This is a genomic window from Plesiomonas shigelloides (assembly GCF_900087055.1).
Lineage (GTDB): Bacteria > Pseudomonadota > Gammaproteobacteria > Enterobacterales > CAMTGL01 > Plesiomonas > Plesiomonas shigelloides.
On the sequence record NZ_LT575468.1, the window covers coordinates 255,492 to 275,072 of the forward strand.

Consider the following 19,581-nt stretch of genomic DNA (forward strand, 5'->3'; position numbering starts at 1 on the left):
GCGACGTTACACAAAATAACAATATGCGATGATGTGCATAAATATCACTCTAGGGACTACATTTTATTAACGTGCGACAGCAAAGCTGCCGGAATAAAACGTGATTTTCTCGCGCAGGCTAGCTCAGTGCTGTTAATAAATGTCGCTGATTGTGTTGGTCTTTTATCTTTGGTGAAAATGAGTTGCAATCGGCTGTCATCAGATTGATTGACAAGATTTGGTCAAGTCACTAGGTTTAGGCATAACCTCACGAATAATAACCCTACCATGGGGCGTCGCCCTGTACGGCGTATCTTACGGTGCACCGAACAGAGCAGTACTACTGTAACGATACGATTACATATTTATTCATTATCAGTTATGGGGATGCCCATAACTGATAAGACCGTGCTTTGTGGCGATTGTTGTTTTGCCGCTTTTCGCGCGGTCATTTTTCACTGTGTAACTTTTCACTTTGTAACAGGGGTATGTCGGTGCGCAGAGTGAGCACCGGCATCGTGCGGATCCCACCGTGTGGAGAATTCTCCGTTAGCGGTGGGCGCAGAAGGAACAGTACGTGATGTTTTCAGCGCAACAAGGTGAACGCCTGAACAGCCGAGTCAGCCGTTTAAACCACCATCTGTGTGAGGGCGTGTACGAGCGCCAAAATGCCTTCAAACTCAGCCTGCTGGCCGCGTTATCCGGGGAGAGTATTTTCCTGCTCGGGCCTCCCGGGATCGGTAAAAGTCTGATCGCTCGCCGTCTGATGTGCGCCTTTAAAGAGGCCACCACCTTTGAATACCTGATGACCCGCTTTTCCACCCCAGAAGAGGTGTTTGGGCCATTGTCGATTCAGGCGCTTAAAGAGCAAGGGCAGTATGTGCGTCTGACCGAGGGCTATCTGCCGTCTTCCCATATCGTGTTTCTGGATGAGATTTGGAAAGCCAGCCCCGCGATTTTGAATACCCTGCTGACCGTGCTGAACGAGCGCTTGTTTCGTAACGGCACCCAAACCCTGCGTTTACCGATGCGTTTGTTGCTCACCGCTTCCAATGAATTGCCCGATCCTCAAGGTGGGTTAGACCCGTTTTACGATCGCATGTTGCTGCGGGTGTATGTCGGCAAGGTGGAGCAGAAAGACAATTTTCGCTCGATGGTGGTGGCGGCCGATGATGTGTATCGCGATCCGGTACCACCGGAGCTGAAAATTTCGGAGCAGGAGTATCAGGAGTGGCAGCAACAGATCCCGCAGGTGCAGTTACCGGATCCGTGTTTTGAGAAAATTTATTTCATCAAAACGCGGTTGGAGGAAAAGCAGGCGTTAGCGCCGGAGCTGGATCTGTACATTTCCGATCGGCGCTGGAAAAAGGCCATTTACTTGCTGCGTGCCTGTGCCTTTTTTAATGGCCGTAGTCAGATCACGCCGCCGGATTTATTGATTTTGGTGAATTGCCTGTGGCGTGATTTGCCGACCCGCGATTTTATCCGCGCCTTAATCGGTGAATATGCCCGTGAGGAAGCCTACGAGCAGCGCGAGCTGGCATTGCAAATCAGCCATCTGCAAGAGCAAGTGGCGCGTCAGCAAGAGGCGCGGCGCTTAGCGGTGCGTCCGGCGCTGAAAAAAAGTAGCAGTCTGCGGGGTGAGCGTTATCAGCTGGATCTGACCCATGCGGGGCAGTATCGGCACATGGCGCATAAAGGGTTGCTGCGGTTGATCCCGCTATTGCCGCAGGCGCAGCTCTCCACGCAGCCGGCCGAGGCGGCGTACCAGATTCTGGTCGACCCGCAGGAGTTACAAAAGCAGCTGCTGCGTGGCAGCGGCACCATTGCGGCCTTTGTGAATACCCAGACGAGCGTGCAGCACTTGAGCTTTGCTCTCGACAGTCGACAGCAGCTGGTGGTGCGCGATACCCGCAATCAAGATATTCCACTGGGCATCAGTGGAATTTGGCCGGTCAGTGCTCATACCGAACAAACGTGGCAACAAGAGCTGGATGAGCTGGCCAGCATGCAGCAAAAACTGTATCAGCAACTGATGCTGGCACGTAGTCAGTTTACCCACACCTTACCGCATCATTTTGCCGATCAGATTTTTATCGACCAAATCCAGGCCAGTCTTGATCAGCTCTTGCTGGAGCTGACCCAGTTGGCGCAGGAGCTGGCGGCGTTGGAGACCTGCTATCGACGAGTGAAAGAGCATGCCTCTGCGTGACGACGAGCTACAGCAAGGGGCGCTAGCGCAGGTCGCCAAGCGGGTTGCTGGCGCGGCGGAGCAACTTGAGCAAGGCGTGGCGCGCGCCACGCGTGGGCAAAGCAGTGGTCAAGGTGGCTGGCTGGGCGGATTGATGCAGCGTGAGGTCGAGCGCTGGAAGCAGCGGATGAGTTTGGTGATTGTGCATCAGCAGTTGTCGCAAACCGCGCTGCATACGCTGGGGCTGTTTCATAGCTACGAGACCATGGAGATGGGGGAGTTTCTGACCCATCTGGAAGCGCTGCGTTTACAAATCAAGGGTATTGCACCGCTAGAGCAGGCGGTGAAACCGTTGGTGCAGGCGATGAAGAGCGCGCCGTCGCCGACGGAGCTGGAGTCGTTACGTCACGATTTTATGCAGCGCTGGCAACACTATCTGGATGAAGATGTGCTGGCTGAACAGCTACAGTGGCTGGATCAGGCGCGCGAAGAGCAGTTACAGCAATTGTACCGGCGCATGCAGGCTACCGAGCAGCTGTCGCAGTTGGTGCCACCGGGGGATGCGCAGCAGGCCGGACGTTTATGGGATATGGCCGATGCCAGCTTGAGCCAGCAAGAGATGCATGAGCTGGATGCTCTCGCGCGCTGGTTGGCGCGTCAGCCCGAGTTGCAACAAATTGCCGCGGAGCTTGGCCGACGCGCTGATGAGGAGCGGCGGCGCAAATTATTGCAGCAGGGAAATAGTCCACGGCCTCAGCCCGATCCAGCGCCAGAAGAGGTGGCCGGGATCCGCTTTGGGCGCGATTTAGAGCGCTTGCTGACCACCTCGGCGGTGATGTTGTCGGTGGATGAGCTGGAATACCTGTTTTACAAACAACTGGCCGAAGGGCAACTGCTGAGCTATCAGCTAGAAGGCTTGCAGTGGCAGAAAACGCCCGCACCACAGGCCACGCCAGCGGCGCGCGCGCCGCAAGATTTGGTGGCCGGTGGCCCCTTTGTGGTGTGTGTGGATACGTCTGGCTCGATGGCCGGTTTTCCTGAGCGCTGCGCTAAGGCGCTGACGCTGGCCTTAATGCAGCAGGCGGTAGCGCAAAATCGTCATTGTCACGTGCTGATCTTCTCAACCCAAGTGGTGGGCTTCGAGCTATGTGGTGCCGAGGGGCTCAGTCAGGCGAAGGCGTTTCTATCCTATCGTTTCCTCGGCGGGACGGATTTAAACCGCTGTCTGTCACAAGCCATCGCGCGTTTGCAGCAGCAGGCCTACCACAATGCCGATATCGTGGTGATTTCTGATTTTATCGCGCCACGTTGTGGGCTGGAGATCCAGCAACAATTACCGCAATTGGCGGCGGCGGGTAATCGGCTGCATGCGGTGGCCTTGTCGGTGCAAGGTAACCCGTCGTTACTGGCGTTATTTGACTCGGTGTGGCAGCGCAGTGGTGGGGTCTATGGGCGTTTGTTACGCCGCCAGCGTTGAGTTTTTTCTGGCGGCGTAGCCTGCCAGCAATGACAGATAAAATAAAATTGTCCGCTTTGAGCTGCGCGGTCTATTTTTAATGAGACAGGCATTTGTGTGCACCGCACACTGGCGGGGCAGGTATCACAGCGAGGCACGATTATGATTGGACATTTCGAACTGAAAAAAGCCAGCGATGGTCAGTTTATGTTTAATCTGAAAGCCAGTAATGGCGAAATTATTCTGACCAGCGAACGCTATACCACGAAGGCGGCGGCGCTAAATGGTATCGAGTCGGTGCAGAAAAATGCCACGGACGAGGCGCATTTTGAACTGAAAGTCGCCAGCTCCAATAAACCCTATTTTGTCCTCAAAGCACGTAACCATCAGGTGATTGGGCAAAGTCAGCTCTACTCTTCCGATGTCTCGGCACAAAACGGGATCCACTCGGTGATGAAAAATGGCGTCAGCACCGACATTCGCGATCTGACGGTTGTGGATAAATGAGTCGCTGGTAATTGGTAGCAGGTAAATGGTGTCGAGAAGGCATCGTAGAGATACCGTCAGGCGCATAGCGTCGAACCTGAGTTTACGCCTGCTGTTCGCGCTGACGTGCATGATAACGGTGTGCATGATAGCCGCACGTCTATCACCCCACACCCGGTACAGAGTGCACGGAGCACGGCAGGATGCCGTGGCGCTGATTTTGCGGTAAGGTAATCGGGTGTTAACAAGCGGCAGACCAGCGAGTCTGTCGTTTTGTTTTGGATTCTTTTGCCTGCCCACCGTGGCAGCACATTCAGGGATGATGCAATGACCCTCACCGAATGGTTTTCACTGGCCTGTATTTTGATGTTGGGCGCGGTCAGCCCAGGGCCGAGCTTAGCGCTGGTGATCCGCAATACTTCACGCAGTGGGCCGGTTACCGGTCTACTCACCGCGATCGGACATGGTGCCGGTGTGGCGCTGTATGCGCTGGCGACTGCTTTTTTCCTCGGCGCGTTGCTGCACACTCATCCGCAAATGCTCTTGGTTATTAAAGGCATCGGCATTGTGTGTTTGCTGTACTTTGCTTGGGGCGCGCTGCGCAGCCAAGGGATCAGCGGTTTGGAAAGCAATGCGAGTGGACCGCGGCGGAATGGTTTGCTGGATGGCTTTTTATTCTCGTTTACCAACCCTAAATTGATGCTGTTTTTTGTCGCGCTGTTCAGCCCGTTTTTGCAAGAGGGGTTTTCGGTGAGCGATAAACTGCTGATCACCACTACGGCGGGGGTGATTGATGGTGGTTGGTATGCGCTGGTGGTATTACTGATCTCGCAGCCGCTGATTTTCCGCCAGTTGGTGCGAGCCGGTAAGTGGCTGGATCGCGCGATGGGCGTCGTACTGCTGGTAGTGGCTGGCCGTTTACTGCTGCTATAAAACCCACGTCATGCACGCAAGCCGCGCGCAGCCGGCGGGGTCACTCAAGTTTTACACGGTGGTGGCCGCTATAGATATGTCTGATAAGTGGGTGGATGCTACCGCTAGCCTAAGCAAGGTGAGCTAATAGCGTAGGCTCATCTCTCGCCCTTTGTTATGCTTGCGGTTTCATAAGCGTCCATTTGCTTGGTGAATGCTATCAGCCGCCGGAGCAAAACACCGGAACAGAACAACGTTCCATGCGGTGTTATCGCAATGCATTTTTGGGTGCCACTTTTTTGCGCCACCTATTTAATCAAGTATTAACAATATCCCATTTTATATTACTTCTATGCGCGCGCGGGTGCAGCGGCATACATCACAAAATGGGACTACAGCGGATCTTTTATGACGATACCACAAGGCTTTAGCGCCGGAGCGGCGACGGAAGTCGATTATGATGCCCGACTGAATCTGATTTCGACCACCACGCCGGATAGCCGGATCACCTATGCTAACCAGAATTTTTGTCAGGTCGCCGGTTATCAGCCTGAGGAGCTCGAGGGCCAGCCGCATAATATCGTACGTCATCCGGATATGCCGAAACCGGCGTTTGCTCAGCTCTGGCAGTATATTCGCGCTGGAAAGAGCTGGATGGGGCTGGTTAAGAACCGTTGTCAGGATGGCGGCTTTTACTGGGTATCGGCCTTTGTTACCCCGATCCTCAATGCGCGTGGCGAGGTCATCGAGTATCAATCGGTGCGCAGTAAGCCCGATCGCGAAAGTGTGGCGCGCGCAGAAGCTCTGTATGCCGATTTGCGGCGCAATAAAACGCCGCGCTTACGCCGTCTGGCGTTGATGGCAGGGTTGCCGGTATTAACACTTGGCAGTGTGTTGTTGCAAGGTATCGCGCTGTGGCAGCAGGGGCTATCCCTGACCGGTGGATTGGGCTTGCTGGGCTGTGGCTTGGCCGGCGCGGTGAGCGTGTATCTGGTGGGGCGGCTGCGCACTTTGCAGCAATTGGCGCAGAAGACCTATGACAACCCATTGATGGAAAAAGTGTACACCGGCCGCTTTGATGATTTTTCGGTGATTGAGCTGGCCTTGAAGATGCGTCAGGCTGAGTTACGGGCGATTGTCGGGCGGGCGACCGAAACCTCTGGCCGGATTTTAACGGCCGCCGAGCAAGAGCTGCAAAACAGTCAGCAGATTGAGTCTAATTTGCGTCAGCAAATGCTGGCGACTGAGCATGTGAGCGTGGCGATGGATCAGATGTCGTCCTCGATTCATGAAGTGGCGGAAAGCGCAGCGCTGGCGTCGAGCATCACCACCCAAGCACAGCAGATTTCGCGCGAAGGCCAGCAGAGTGTCGAAACCACCATCAATTCGGTGCATGCCTTGCATGAGGAGTTGGATAACTCCAAGCAGGTGATCCACGATTTGTCGCAAAGCAGTACCCAAATTGAAGGGATTTTGGATGTGATTGGCGCGATTGCCGATCAAACCAACTTGCTGGCGCTGAATGCGGCGATTGAAGCGGCGCGCGCCGGTGAAGCGGGGCGCGGTTTTGCTGTGGTTGCCGATGAGGTGCGCTCTTTAGCGCAGAAAACCCAGTCATCGACCGGCGAAATTCAGCAGATGATCACCCGCTTGCAGGCGATTGCGGCGCAGGCGGTGGAAGCAGTGGAGCGCGGGACGTCGTTGTCGGAGCAGTGCAATCAGCAAGCGGCGGAAACCGGTCATCGTTTGGTGCAAATTAACGAAGTGCTCAACCAAGTGACTGACAGCAGCCGACAGATTGCCGATGCGGTAGAAGAACAGGCCAAGATGAATGATCAGATCTCGCACAACATAGAGAATATCAATCAGCTGACGGTGGCCACCGCTGGCAGCAGTGATCAATCAGTAGATAGCACGCGTCAGTTGGTCGCGCAGCTGGAAGCGATGCGCCGTTTGATGCTGCAATTTGAACGCGCGATTTAAGGTGTGATGCCTAAGCGTATTCGTCATGTAGAAACAAAAAAACCGGCCAAGGCCGGTTTTTTTATGGGCTGACATTTCAGCCGAGCGGTATATCGTCTAGCAGTTAGACGTGACCATGGTTGCGATGCTGAGTGAACAGCGCCAGCAGCGCGGTCAGGACAAATACCGCTGCATACAGACCGTTGGCACTCCACAGTGCCACTTTCGGCCCATAGTGATGGATTATCGGGCTACTGACGACGAATGTCAGCATAGTACCGACGGTGCCGCTGGTCAGGATGAAGTTCACCAGACGCGGTGAAGACACCTTGGTCTGCTGCGAACCCAGCGTGATCAGCGAGGTATAAATGGCGCTCGATACAAAGCCCAGAGCAATAATGCTGATATGCAGATAGTGACCGCTGTTATCGCCAATGAACACATACATGGCGAGCGCAGCCAGCAGCGTCAGACCAAGCACCAGACGGTACAGGTCAAAAAAGCGCACGATCACACTGAAAATCCACATCCCAATCATGTAGGCCATCCAGAAACTACCGACCAGTGCGCCAGCTTTTTCCACGCTCATACTAAATTGGGTGCTGACATAATCTGGCAGCCAAGAGATGAAAATCATCTGACCGAGGATGTAGCACAGCGCAGCGGCGGCAATCACAAACACCCCTGTGCCCCAGCGTTCACTGCTAATGACCGCGTTGCCATCGCTGTCGTTTTTATGCAGCGGTGGGAATTCGGAGGTCATGGTCAACAGGTAAATCGCCAGATACACCACGCCAATTAGCGCATATACCCAGTACCACGCAGCGTGACTCGCCAGAATATAACCGGCCGCCACCGGGAAAATCATCCCCGCCATGCTGAAGAATGAGTCGGTGATCAGTAGCATCGAACCACGGCGACGGCCATGGTACAGCTGGGTGATCAGGAAAGTACCAATCGACATGGTAATACCGCTCACGACCCCGAGAATAAACATACACAGGGAGAACAGCATCAGCCCTTTGCTGAACATCAGGCCGACCACGCTAAACAGCATCAGTACGAAACCGATACTCAGTTGGCGTTTCAGCGAAATGATGTGGACTAGCCAGGCATTGAGGAAAATGGCTACCAGAATACCGGTATTGAGGAAGGTAAAGGTATTCCCCATGCTCGCCAGCGGAATATGAAAGAAGTCGGCAACCGAATTCATCACGATACCGGTGACAACGATTAAGGCACCGGTTAAACCGAATGACAGAAAACTGATCCAGGTTAACCGGAGGCGGTTCATTGTGCTCATCGCAAATTACCGTAATTGAAAAGAAGGAAAAATGAAAAGCGCGAAGTCTATGTGAAACGATTGCGCGATTTTGTGTTCTGGATCACTAAAATAGCATATTAAGTCCGACAAAAGCGCAGGAAACTGTGATCTGGAGGTATGCGACCTGTTTTTTTATCCCCTATGAGGGGCTAATGCCACGAAATGACAAAACAAGCGGTCTGCCACAGAGTATCGTGCCGAGCATAAGAAAACCTGCTCTGGGTAGTCAGTGTGACTAGCACAAGAGTAAGGATCCATTTCGGTGAACAGGAGAGATACACATGTTATCCCGTACTGGTGTTTCGCGTTTAATGATTGTTCTGCTGACGTCAGCTTCCCTGCTGTCTGCTCCAGCGGCACTGGCGGCTAACCGCCTGACCAAAGGCGCAATGGTTGGCGCTGCAGTAGGTCTGGTTTCTGGTCAGGGCGTGAATGGCGTGCTGAAAGGCGCAGCATTTGGTGCTGGTGTTGGTGCCATGACCGAAGACGGTAAAAAAGGTAAGAAAGCCCGTAAAGGCGCCAAAGTGGGCGCGATTGCGGGTGCCGCAGCAGGTCTGCTGTCTGGCAACGGTATTGAAGGTGCGCTGAAAGGTGCTGCCGTGGGTGGTGCTGGTGGCGCGATTCTGGGCCGCATTAACTGATTTTAGTTGTAAACAGATTACAGGATAAAAAAGATGAAAAAGGCAGTATTGTTTGCTCTGGCCGTTACCGCAGCTCCAGCCGTATGGGCGAATGCCGATGCAGGTTTGCCAGCCGACGTGTACATCACTTGTGCTGAAGCCGGTGCGATGGCAAAAGAGCACAGCCAAGATGTTGCTGATCTGGTGGCAATGATGGGTAACGCGAGCGTTGAAACCCGTAACCTGAAGATTGCTAAATCTGCCGACACTGACAAGAAAGTGATCGAGAACCTGAACGCGTTCTGCGCCAAAGATCCACAAATGCTGCTGATCACCGCGATGGATAACGCCATGCGTCAGCTGGCAGGTGAAAAACTGTAATCACTGCGTGTGTGCTTGCCGACTGATTTTGGTCGGCCGGGAGAGAAAAACGGGAGGCCAGTGGCTTCCCGTTTTGTTATCTGAGGTTTACGCCGACAGTGCTGTGATGGTTCGCCTAGCGCACGCGATCGCCGGTATATCTGGGTATGGATGCGGGTATTGCGGTGGGTATCGATACCGGTAGCGGTGTAGTGACGCACTGCGCGACCGTCCCCTTACCTGAAGTTTAGCGGTTGGGTTATCAGATTGATTTTCATCCGCAATCTGGGTATAACCGCAGTGACACGCCGCATTGCGCGGTTTTCTTTCGCTGTTTTTTGCCTCAGGCGCGAGTGTTTATGTTGCTGCTTATCGATAACTAACACTCTTGTTTTTTACCGTTTGTAGTGGTTCGCCAATTCATAAAAATTCCTTACTTTACATTGTCTTGTGTTTTTCGTTGTTCGACGTTGTTCACTGTCATTAAATGAAAAAGCGGGTATCATTGCGGGTATCAAAATCAGGGTATCCGACTTATGGCACTGACAGACGCGAAGATCAGAAATACCAAACCTTCCGATAAACCTATCAAACTGACGGACGCTGGTGGCTTGTATTTAGAAATACGCCCGAACGGTAATAGGTTCTGGCGTTACCGATACCGCATAGCAGGTAAAGAGAATGTGTTTGCGCTGGGGGAATACCCCGAGATGAGCTTGGCGGAGGCGAGAAAAGCTCGTGATAGGGCAAGGGATTTAGTTAGAAAAGGCATTCACCCTGCCCACCAGCGTCAGACCGAACGCCTTGTGCTTACCCATGCAAATGCGAATACTTTTGAAGCGATTGCTCGTGAATGGATTGAGAAGAAAGAAGCTGGTTGGTCTCCATACTATCTACGTCAGGTTAATCGCTTTCTAGCTTCGGATGTGTTTCCCTTCGTTGGCCATTTGCCGATTAAGCATGTTACGGCTGCGCATATCTTAGAACTTATGAACCGAGCGCATGCTAGAGGCGCGCCTTCTGTAGTAAACCTGATTAGGCAATGGTCATCGGCTATTTTTTGCTATGCGGTAGCGACATTGAGAGCAGACGCTGATCCTGCCGCCGCTCTCAAGAGGGCGGTTCCACGAAAGAAAGCTGTTCACCACAAACCGTTATTGCTCAATCAGCTGATAGGGTTAAATCAGGCGATTGATACCTATTCAGGTACGCGTCCAATTGCCATTGCTCTGAAGTTACTGATGTTGCTGTTCGTGAGAACGGCAGAGCTGCGTAAAGCCTGTTGGCATGAGTTTGATTTTGAGCGTTCGGAATGGCGTATTCCGGCTGAAAAGATGAAAGCGGGTATGGCGCATATTGTACCGCTATCAACGCAAGCAATGGCGCTGTTACAAGAACTACGCCACTTTACAGGAAACCATGAGTTGCTGTTTCCTAATGTACGTGATCCACACAAGCCGATATCACCCACCACACTGAATCGGGCATTAGAGCGGCTTGGGTTCAACGGGGAAGACACGATTGATTTTTCTGCCCATGGTTTTCGTGCCACCGCGTCCACCATACTCAATGAGGCAGGGTATCGCCCTGATATCATCGAACGGCAACTTGCGCATAAAGAGCGTAATCAGGTGAGGGCAAGCTATAACCAAGCCGAATACCTTATCGAAAGAAAACGTATGATGCAGGATTGGGCGGATATTATTGAACAAGGGAATATCAGCACGCTCACGCCGACTTTTCTTAGCGTTGTTGCCTAGGCCGTTTGGCATCACAGACAAAAAAAGGGTTGGCATTTGCCAACCCTTATCGCGTTATGCGGTTTTGCTGTTATCCCTGATACCCACTCAACATATCAAACACGACCCGAGCAAATTGCTTGGTTTTGTTTGGATCAGATAACAACTGCATCATCTGCTCTTGGTGGGCGGCGCTGCTGCTCAGTATGGCGTCATCAATTGCCCGAGGGAAATCGCCCAGCATGGCTTGTTCCCGTGTGTTGTTGGCAATCTGGCTCATAACTGTCTCGTTTTCAGTGAGTTTATCGCGCACGGTAAAGGCATAATTGAGCATGTCTTTATCGGTCAGATTATCAGTCACAAAAACTTCGTTCAGGCGCTCGATGATGTGTGATAAGAACTCTTCTTTCTTGTCTTTGGGTTTAGCGGTGCCGACATCATTACTCGGTTTGAGCGAGTACTCGGGGGTATTTTCTTGCAGTTGTATGTCTTGCTGGCGGATTTTGGATAAGCGGTAATGCGTCATCACCACATTGTTCAAATCCAGCTCATCTTCTTCAATGACTTTCTCACGTAGCAGTGGGCGTAAATGGCGAGCGTACAGACTCAGTTTTTCGAGCTCTTTGTCGTCGTAATCCACAATCTGTGACATAAACTCATAGAAGCGCACATAACTGCCCAAGTCTTTTTTGAAGATCTCTAGACGGTCTTTTTCCTGCTTGCACTCTTTGAAGCTGTTTTCTGCATTCGCCATCAATACGGCATCGCCGGTTTTCTTGGTGCGTTCAAAGACATTTTTCGCATGCAGATAGGCTTCTATTGCCGAGCTATAACGCTTGCGCCAGCGATCAACCGCAGGTTTACAGATATTGCTGATAGCGGCGTTTGATTTGTTTTTGGTGAAAAACGCATCAACAAATTGTTCTACTTCTGACCACAAGAAAATTCCGCTCGCCCGTAACTTCTCGAACAAGTCGAAAACTTTATCGGTATCTGACACATCTTCGAGCTCGGCGACTTGGTAGTACGGTTGGAAAGCATCGAGAATATCTTGCGGATCGTTATAGAAATCGAGCACAAAGGTGCCGGACTCCGCTTTGCTTGGATAGGTGCGATTCAAACGGGAAAGCGTCTGTACACACTCCACACCGGCGAGCTTTTTATCCACATACATGGCGCACAGCTTTGGCTGGTCAAATCCGGTTTGAAATTTGTTAGCCACCAGCATCACTTGATAATCATCAGAGTTAAAGGCTTTACGCATTTCGCGCCCTTTCAGATCAGGGTTCATATTGAGCTCGGTGAACTTCTGATCCATAAATGCGCTGCTATCAGGGTCTGCGGCGTTAAACTCAACCTCTCCTGAGAAGGCGACCATGGCCCGAATACCGGCATAGCTATGCTCGGCAACGTATTTATCAAACGCGAGTTTGTAGCGTACCGCCTCTTTACGTGAACTGGTGACGACCATGGCTTTGGCTTGGCCACCCAGTAAGCCCATCACGTTCTTTTTAAAGTGTTCGACAATCACTTTCACTTTCTGTGAGATGTTGTGATCGTGCAGGCGTACCCAGTTGGTGAGTTTCACCTTGGCTTTACCGGCATCCACTTCTTTATCTTCGGCTTCTAACTTCTGCTTAAGCTGGTAGATCACCTTATAGTTGGTGTAGTTCCTCAGCACATCCAGAATGAAGCCTTCTTCAATGGCTTGTCGCATGGAATACACATGGTAGGCGACCGGTAAGTTACGCTTAGAGGCTGGTTGTGACGGATCAGGTCTGCGGCCAAATAGCTCAAGGGTTTTAGCTTTAGGGGTCGCGGTAAACGCGTAGTAGCTAAGATTGGCGCTACCACGGCGAGCGGCAATGGTGGCATCCAGAATGTCTTCTGAAGAAAGCTCAACGTCATCATCGGCTTCTTCCGTCATCAACACTTCTTTGAGCTGGCGAGCGGTTGCCCCTGTTTGTGATGAGTGAGCTTCATCGGCAATGATGGCGTAACGGCGCTCTTTAAGTGCGGTTGAGTTCTCAATGGCTTTGAGTACAAACGGGAACGTTTGAATGGTGACGATGATGATCGGCTGTGAGGTTTCCAATGCACTGGCTAACTTTTCTGATTTTGAGCCATCGCCTTCTTTGCGGTTGATACGGCCCACAACGCCATCGGCATGTTCAAACTGATAGATGGTGTCTTGTAACTGGTCATCGAGCACGGTTCGGTCAGTGACCACAATCACCGAGTCGAACTGTTTGTTTCCTTGCTCATCGTAGAGCGTGGAAAGCTGGTGGGCTGTCCATGCAATCGAGTTTGATTTACCAGAGCCTGCGCTGTGCTGGATCAGATACTTATTCCCTGTACCTTCCTCAATGGCGGCATTGACTAGCTTGGTGACGACATCCCATTGGTGATAACGCGGGAAAATCAGGGTCTCTTTTTTATACTTACGACCTTCCCAGTCCTCTTTTTCTTCGATTTGCAGGTGGATAAAACGCCCGATGATATTAAGCAGGTTAGCGGGGGTTAATACCTCATTCCACAGGTAATCTGTCGCGTAGCGGGTGGTATCATCGGGAATGTCATTGCCCTTGCCGCCATCGTGAGTGCCTTTGTTAAAGGGTAGGAAGAAGGTCTCTTCTCCGGCCAGCTTGGTGGCCATATACACTTCATACTGACTCACTGCAAAATGCACCAGCGCCCCTCGTTTGAAGGTGAGCAGAGGCTCTGGATTTTTGGTGGCGGGATCTTTGGGCAAGCGGGTGAGCTTGTACTGGGCAATGGCGTTTTCTACGGCTTGTTTGAACTCAGATTTGAGCTCTAGCGTGGCCACCGGCAGACCATTAACGAACAGCACCAAATCAATGCGCCATCTCTTGGCTTTTTTGCCACTTTCTTGTTCGTGCTCTTGTGTGGCATACGGGCTGTAAACCAGCTCAGGCACGACTCGGCAGATATTGTTCTGATAACGAGCCAGCGTTTCAGGGTTGAGATTATGCTCGGGTTTGAACTGACACAAGGTAAAACGGGCGCTGCGAATTTTCAGACCGTGGCGCAATACGCCTAAGGTGCCGAACGTGCGTGAGGCGCGATCGGTTGCATTTTCATCAGCTTTCTTGAGCTGGGTGACTAACGCATCCAGAAAATGGCGCTCAGAGTCGGTGGGGAAAATGGTACAGAACTTCTGCCACTCTTTTGGCTGCGTGGTCTGGATAAAGCGCAGAACATCGGCTTCATACAGCGCAGATTCACGGTTATAGCCTTCGCCACTGCCTTGCACCCAACCGTTGGCCACCAGCTGGTGGATGATATCGTCCTGAAATACCCGTTCGCTTGTTGTGTCTTTCATCGTATTGTCTTTTTATTCTTTGTCTTGTGCCAAACGTAATTTAGCGGCTTGTGTGGCATGGTGAAGTTTCTCTTTTAGCACATCAATCGCCGGTAATACCGTGAGATACTCGGCAACATGAATGCCTGATTTATCTAACTCAAGCAGCTCAATTTGCTCTTGTTTCTTACTGCTGCACAAAATAATGCCAATCGGCGGCTGTTCGTCCGCTTCTTGTTCATACTTCGCTAACCAGCGTAAATACAGCTCCATCTGGCTTTTATGGGCGTGTTTAAATTTTTCCGTCTTTAAATCAATAGCGACCAAGCGTTTTAACTTGCGATTGTAAAACAGCAAATCGATATAAAAATCGTCTTCATCAATTTGAATGCGCTTTTGCCGTGCAATAAAGGTAAAACCTGCGCCCATCTCTAACAGAAACTGCTCAATATCTCTTAAGATGGCATCTTCGAGGTCTTTTTCTAAATAGCGGTCATTCAGATCAAGGAAATCGAGGAGGTAAGGGTCTTTAAGCAGCAGTTGCTCATTAAACTGCCCTTGTTCACGTAATGCCGCCAGTTCTGCGCGAATGGTTTCATCGGGCTGCTTTGAAATGGCGGTACGCTCAAATAGCATGGCACCAATACGTTCATCCAGTGTACGGGTAGACCAATGCTCACAGATGGCCATTTGGCTGTAGAAGTCTCGCTTTAGCGGATCATCGATATAAATCAGCGTCTTAATGTGCGTCCAGCTTAATTGTCTCCGCAGCGCGGAGACAATCGGCTCATCGGTATAACACTCGGCAAACTTCATGCAGTGGCGCAGTTGTTGTGCGCTCCAGCCGCGGCCAAATTGGGCCGTCAGTTGTTTAGCCAGATTGGTGACGATTTGTTTGCCATAATCGGCCCGTTCACCGCCGAGCACCGCTTGGTTAATGCGCTGGCCAATGTGCCAATACAGCAAGGTCAGCTCACTGTTTACCGCCATGGCGGCGCGCTGTTTGGCCTGCTGGATTAGCGTAATGATCTCTTGCGCAATAAATGTGCTCGGTGTTGTCATAGCGCCTGCTCTTCAGTGCTGGTGGTGGGGGATTGGCTGGGGGCTTGCCAGTTACGCACGTCGATTTTTCCGGTTACGGCGGCGGAAATAAGGGCTGTGCGGCGCTCTTTTAATAGCTCAACTATGCTTTCTGCTTTATCGATTCCATTCTTTAATGAGGCTATCTTTTGAAATGCCCACTCTACAAGAACTCTTTGTTCTTCAAGAGGCGGGAAAGCACCGCTCAATGAACGAACATCATCCATGCCAATGGTCTTAATCGTTGCACCAAATGTATATCTTTCAAATTCATTTTCCATGGCATAAAAAATTAGCAATAGGAACTCAGGAATTAGCTTCGAGTCATTACATATCCAAGCAATTAAATGCTGAGACACAGCCATTGGCTTGCTTATGATTGCACTCAAGCCAATTGATGCATCTCGAGTAAATACAACCGAGCGCTCAGGCAATAAGTGAGCAGATGAGTTCGCCATGCCCAATTCATTGATCTTGTTGCTGGTATCATCGATGTAATCAACAATCTTGAGGGTCTTGGAATCACTTAGAGATACCCAAGGTATATTGCAATCGATCCAGTATTCTTCTACCTGTCTACTTGGCGTGTGTCCGCTGTCAATTTTGGCGAAATTTTTTATTCTGCTAACAACCCAATGCTCTGGCACTTCACCCAACCATTCAACACCTGAATCCTTCATCGGTACGTCTGGGTTTAGCCCTTTGGTGACGGCGTGGCTAATGACTGCTTGGCGCTTTTCTTGTAGCAGTGAAATCAGTTGCTGCTGTTTTTCGATCAGCGCATCGATTTTGGCCGTTTCGTGATCGAGGAAATTGGCGATTTGGGTTTGTTCGCCAAGTGGAGGAAATGCCGAATCATAAGCAACCATTGCTGTATCACTGATATTTGGCTGCGCACCACCAAAAGCTGTTAGCCTAATATATTCTTGATACCCAAGTGTTTTAAGTACGTACCAAAGAAAACGATAACTTAATTTGTCATCGTAAACTTGAAATCGTCCAACTCGTTGATTGACCAGCGCGGGATATTCACCATTATATATACCAGCTTTACCGATGGTTGCTCCTGTCATTGCCATGAGTAGCTGACCTTTTGATACAAGGTACTCTTGGCTATTTTCCGCCACAACAGCAGGAACATATTTGCAAGACTCCAATGAAATAGAACCGTCTTGCTTAATATCACCAATTCTGATTACTGGCTTGCCGGCATCACCAAATAAATCGCTAGAAAAAGCAAAGCCACCTTTTACGTAGGCGTAGCGTTTTAAAGATGTAACAATCCAGTGGGATGGGATGAAGCCAACCCAATCCACTTCAGAGTTTTTGTATTCTGGATATACCTGATATTTTTTTATTTCGCTCAAAGCTGTCATTACGAATGCACCTCTTGCAGCAGCTGCATAATGTCACGGCTTACCGCATCCAGATCGGCATCAATAGCTTCCAGTGCACGTGGCGGCTGATAAACGTAGAAATGGCGATTAAACGGGATTTCATAACCCACAATGCCAATTTCGTTATCTTGTTCATCGCGCTTATCGGCGTTAATCCACGCATCGGGTACATGAGGCAGCACTTCACGTTTCACATAGCTTTCAATCAGGCTTAATGTGCTTACTCTCGGGTCTAATGGTACGTTTTCGTTATCACGCAGGTCGCCATCTTGCTCAAATTCGACCACTTTGCCTTTATAGCTGAATGCGCCATACAGAGGCTGTGCATCTTCTTTCAGCACTTTTTTGATAACCGGTTCGGCGTCTGGGTTTTTCCATGTAATGGCGTCGATAAACTGTTTTCTCTGCTTGGCATCTAACTTGATGTCAGTGGCTTTCAGCGCCCCTTTGAGGGTGAGTTCAAACTGATTGAAGTCATGTGACGGTTGCGCTTTGCCGCCTAGCTTGTCGCCTACAGCGGCTTGTAGCGTTTGGGCTGCATCCACCAGCATGCGCTGGCTAAGCCAGAGTTTGCTATCTAATACGTCTTTGATTTGTTTTTCTTTCAGCTCAGGGAAGTCAGCTTTAATCAGGGCGCGGACTTCCGCTTCTACATCCGCCAATTGGCCATAGGTGGAGTCTGTCCACGTTGTGCCAAATTGGGTATACACCGCTTGCATCACGGTATTGAGCGGTTTTGGGGCAAAGCGTAAAGACTCAATGGCGGCATCGGTGATTTGCGCTGACAGACGCAGTGGGCGCTCAATGGTCAGTCGGCGATAGCCAAAGGCATGAGTATCGAACAACTTGGCGCTCAGAGGTTTGCCGCTTTCGGTTTGTTCTTCTTTGGCTTCAAAGGCCCCGAAGCTTTTGGTAATGGCGCGAATTTCTTCTTCGTCTAAGTAGTTACGCTTCGAGCCGAGTGATTTGCGCATCTTACAGCTCAAATCGGCACCATTGATCAACAGAACCTTACCTTTACGCTCGGCGGCTTTCTTGTTGGTCAAGATCCACACATAGGTGGCAATGCCGGTGTTGTAGAACATGTCTGTCGGCAGGGCAATAATGGCTTCGAGCAGGTCAGCTTCCAGAATATAACGGCGGATCTCACTTTCACCGCTTCCCGCACTGCCGGTAAACAGCGGCGAGCCATTGAGGATAATGCCAATCCGACCACCGTCACTGACGACATTTTCTGTATTACGCGTATCACGTAATTTACTGATCAAGTGCAGCAAAAACAGCAGTGAGCCATCCGATACGCGCGGCAAACCGGCACCAAAGCGGCCATTAAAGCCTTTTTGCTCGTGTTCGTCTTTAATGTCGCTTTCAATCTTTTTCCAATCTACCCCGAACGGCGGGTTAGAGAGCATGTAATCAAATTTATCGGCAGGCAGTTGGTCATTTGATAGGGTATTACCCAGCTTGATGCGGCTAACATCTTGCCCCTTGATCAGCATATCTGCCTTACAGATAGCGTAAGATTCAGGGTTGAGCTCCTGACCAAAGGCTCGCATTACCGCCTGAGGGTTAAGCTCATGCACATATTCCATACCGGAGGATAAGAAGCCGCCCGTACCGCAAGTCGGGTCATAGATGGTGCGGATAATGCCTTCTTTGTTGAGTACATCATCATCTTCCATAAAGACCAATGAGGTGGTGAGGCGCACGATATCACGCGGGGTAAAGTGCTCCCCTGCGGTTTCGTTCGAGCTTTCAGCAAAGCGGCGGATCAACTCTTCAAACACCAAGCCCATTTCATAGTTAGAGATGGTTGTCGGGCTCAGGTCAGTGGTGGCGAACATTTTCACCACTTTGTACAGCAAGTCGGCGTCAGCCAGCAGCCCGACAAATTCATCAAACTTAAAGTGCTCGAAGATTTCACGCGCATCATTGGAGAATGACTGCACATACTTTTCCAAGTTGGCCTTGATGTCTTTTTGCCCCATGGTGGCCAAATTCATTGGCGAAATATTGAAGAATGCGAGCCCTTCTGGATTGGCTGGGGTTTGCGTTGCTCGCAGCAGGAATTTTTCTTGAGCTTCTTCCGGCAGGTTCATCGGCGTGATGCGATGGTACTCGGCAACAACAGCCTCTTTACTTGGGGCAAGCACACACTCAAGGCGGCGTAGCAAGGTAAAAGGCAAAATCACCCGACCGTATTGTGATTGTTTGAAATCACCGCGCAGCAGATCGGCAACAGACCAGATAAAGGCCGCGACTTGAGAAAAGTTGTTGTTAGTCATAAAGGCTACTTTCGTGAATTGGGCTAATTGACGCGTAATAGAGCGGATTGTACCGTAAAACGCGTGAGCTCTTGAGAGCATGCAGGCATATTTGGGAGATTAACCTGTACACCCATGAACGCGCCCCAGTGATCATCTGTATTACAGCATTTAGTGATTTCAAAATGACCGTTCAAGGCTTGTGCGCTTAAGCTCGGTTGCGTGAAAAATTATGAGTAAATGACACAGATTAAAACAGTGTAGAACCTGATGAACACACTGTTTACCGCACCTGCAAGGAAAGTGATCATCATAGGGTAGAGAGCGGTCAGCGTTTTTAAATTTCACTCGCTTTTATTCATCAAAGCCGATGCAGCAAATTCTATATGTCGTTGCGGGACTCAAAATTAGGATATCCGACCTATGGTACTAACAGAGGCGAAGATTCCGATAAATCTATCTAGTTGACGGGGGCTGGTGGCTTGTATT

At 50.6% G+C, this 19,581-nt stretch carries 13 protein-coding genes; 8 read left to right on the plus strand and 5 right to left on the minus strand.

All coding sequences use genetic code 11. From position 1 onward, the window contains the following. The first annotated feature begins 559 nt into the window (after positions 1 to 559). The 5 genes from NCTC9997_RS01110 (at position 560) to NCTC9997_RS01130 (ending at position 7,007) form a co-directional block, all read left to right on the plus strand. Positions 560 to 2,191 (plus strand): AAA family ATPase, encoded by a 1,632-nt coding sequence (locus NCTC9997_RS01110; protein WP_064977114.1) that lies wholly within the window; start codon positions 560 to 562, stop codon positions 2,189 to 2,191. Continuing rightward, a complete protein-coding gene (locus tag NCTC9997_RS01115) occupies positions 2,178 to 3,647 on the plus strand; it encodes a VWA domain-containing protein (protein ID WP_064977115.1) in 1,470 nt (489 codons plus the stop codon). The genes NCTC9997_RS01110 and NCTC9997_RS01115 overlap by 14 nt, the downstream gene beginning before the upstream one ends. A 138-nt stretch (positions 3,648 to 3,785) precedes the next feature. Continuing rightward, the gene (locus tag NCTC9997_RS01120; protein WP_036769217.1) at positions 3,786 to 4,133 is read left to right on the plus strand and encodes a YegP family protein; all 348 of its coding nucleotides are present in this window, start codon (positions 3,786 to 3,788) and stop codon (positions 4,131 to 4,133) included. Positions 4,134 to 4,439: 306 nt separating this feature from the next. Continuing rightward, on the plus strand, positions 4,440 to 5,045 hold the full coding sequence (locus NCTC9997_RS01125; RefSeq protein WP_010862764.1) for a LysE family translocator: 606 nt from the start codon (positions 4,440 to 4,442) through the stop codon (positions 5,043 to 5,045). 387 nt (positions 5,046 to 5,432) lie between these two features. After that, the gene (locus tag NCTC9997_RS01130) at positions 5,433 to 7,007 is read left to right on the plus strand and encodes a methyl-accepting chemotaxis protein (RefSeq protein ID WP_010862763.1); all 1,575 of its coding nucleotides are present in this window, start codon (positions 5,433 to 5,435) and stop codon (positions 7,005 to 7,007) included. A gap of 103 nt (positions 7,008 to 7,110) precedes the next feature. On the opposite strand, the gene tsgA is transcribed toward NCTC9997_RS01130, so the two are convergent. Continuing rightward, positions 7,111 to 8,289, minus strand: coding sequence for an MFS transporter TsgA (tsgA, locus tag NCTC9997_RS01135; protein ID WP_036768678.1), 1,179 nt, complete (start codon positions 8,287 to 8,289; stop codon positions 7,111 to 7,113). A 332-nt stretch (positions 8,290 to 8,621) separates the two neighbouring features. On the opposite strand from tsgA, the gene NCTC9997_RS01140 reads away from it, so the two are divergent. The 3 genes from NCTC9997_RS01140 to NCTC9997_RS01150 all read left to right on the plus strand — a co-directional run bounded on the left by NCTC9997_RS01140 (position 8,622) and on the right by NCTC9997_RS01150 (position 11,050). Beyond that, entirely contained in the window at positions 8,622 to 8,951 is a 330-nt protein-coding gene (locus NCTC9997_RS01140) for a glycine zipper family protein (RefSeq protein ID WP_081632834.1), read from the plus strand. A 33-nt stretch (positions 8,952 to 8,984) separates the two neighbouring features. Beyond that, complete coding sequence (locus NCTC9997_RS01145; protein WP_010862760.1) at positions 8,985 to 9,311, plus strand: YmgD family protein; 327 nt, start codon at positions 8,985 to 8,987, stop codon at positions 9,309 to 9,311. A gap of 515 nt (positions 9,312 to 9,826) precedes the next feature. Further along, positions 9,827 to 11,050, plus strand: a complete 1,224-nt coding sequence (locus NCTC9997_RS01150; RefSeq protein WP_064977116.1) for a tyrosine-type recombinase/integrase — start codon at positions 9,827 to 9,829, stop codon at positions 11,048 to 11,050. A 70-nt stretch (positions 11,051 to 11,120) separates the two neighbouring features. On the opposite strand, the gene NCTC9997_RS01155 is transcribed toward NCTC9997_RS01150, so the two are convergent. Genes NCTC9997_RS01155 through NCTC9997_RS01170 form a run of 4 tightly spaced genes read right to left on the minus strand, consistent with a single transcriptional unit; the run spans position 11,121 to position 19,113 of the window. Next, positions 11,121 to 14,372, minus strand: a complete 3,252-nt coding sequence (locus NCTC9997_RS01155; RefSeq protein ID WP_064977117.1) for a type I restriction endonuclease subunit R — start codon at positions 14,370 to 14,372, stop codon at positions 11,121 to 11,123. Positions 14,373 to 14,384: 12 nt separating this feature from the next. Further along, positions 14,385 to 15,413 carry a PDDEXK nuclease domain-containing protein gene (locus tag NCTC9997_RS01160; protein ID WP_064977118.1) on the minus strand — a complete coding sequence of 343 codons (1,029 nt, stop codon included), beginning with the start codon at positions 15,411 to 15,413 and terminating at the stop codon, positions 14,385 to 14,387. Beyond that, positions 15,410 to 16,807: a restriction endonuclease subunit S gene (locus NCTC9997_RS01165; RefSeq protein WP_082935443.1), complete on the minus strand. Its 1,398-nt coding sequence runs from the start codon at positions 16,805 to 16,807 to the stop codon at positions 15,410 to 15,412. The genes NCTC9997_RS01160 and NCTC9997_RS01165 overlap by 4 nt, the downstream gene beginning before the upstream one ends. Beyond that, positions 16,807 to 19,113: a type I restriction-modification system subunit M gene (locus tag NCTC9997_RS01170; RefSeq protein ID WP_064977119.1), complete on the minus strand. Its 2,307-nt coding sequence runs from the start codon at positions 19,111 to 19,113 to the stop codon at positions 16,807 to 16,809. Before NCTC9997_RS01170 ends, NCTC9997_RS01165 begins: the two co-directional genes overlap by 1 nt. Positions 19,114 to 19,581 lie beyond the last annotated feature (468 nt).

Bases quoted from the DNA above. Each gene is read 5' to 3' on its own strand.
- NCTC9997_RS01110 (WP_064977114.1), top strand. From the start codon at position 560: ATGTTTTCAGCGCAACAAGGTGAACGCCTGAACAGCCGAGTCAGCCGT.
- tsgA (WP_036768678.1), bottom strand. From the start codon at position 8,289: ATGAGCACAATGAACCGCCTCCGGTTAACCTGGATCAGTTTTCTGTCA.
- NCTC9997_RS01165 (WP_082935443.1), bottom strand. From the start codon at position 16,807: ATGACAGCTTTGAGCGAAATAAAAAAATATCAGGTATATCCAGAATAC.
- NCTC9997_RS01155 (WP_064977117.1), bottom strand. From the start codon at position 14,372: ATGAAAGACACAACAAGCGAACGGGTATTTCAGGACGATATCATCCAC.
- NCTC9997_RS01125 (WP_010862764.1), top strand. From the start codon at position 4,440: ATGACCCTCACCGAATGGTTTTCACTGGCCTGTATTTTGATGTTGGGC.
- NCTC9997_RS01140 (WP_081632834.1), top strand. From the start codon at position 8,622: ATGATTGTTCTGCTGACGTCAGCTTCCCTGCTGTCTGCTCCAGCGGCA.
- NCTC9997_RS01115 (WP_064977115.1), top strand. From the start codon at position 2,178: ATGCCTCTGCGTGACGACGAGCTACAGCAAGGGGCGCTAGCGCAGGTC.
- NCTC9997_RS01160 (WP_064977118.1), bottom strand. From the start codon at position 15,413: ATGACAACACCGAGCACATTTATTGCGCAAGAGATCATTACGCTAATC.
- NCTC9997_RS01150 (WP_064977116.1), top strand. From the start codon at position 9,827: ATGGCACTGACAGACGCGAAGATCAGAAATACCAAACCTTCCGATAAA.
- NCTC9997_RS01145 (WP_010862760.1), top strand. From the start codon at position 8,985: ATGAAAAAGGCAGTATTGTTTGCTCTGGCCGTTACCGCAGCTCCAGCC.
- NCTC9997_RS01130 (WP_010862763.1), top strand. From the start codon at position 5,433: ATGACGATACCACAAGGCTTTAGCGCCGGAGCGGCGACGGAAGTCGAT.
- NCTC9997_RS01170 (WP_064977119.1), bottom strand. From the start codon at position 19,113: ATGACTAACAACAACTTTTCTCAAGTCGCGGCCTTTATCTGGTCTGTT.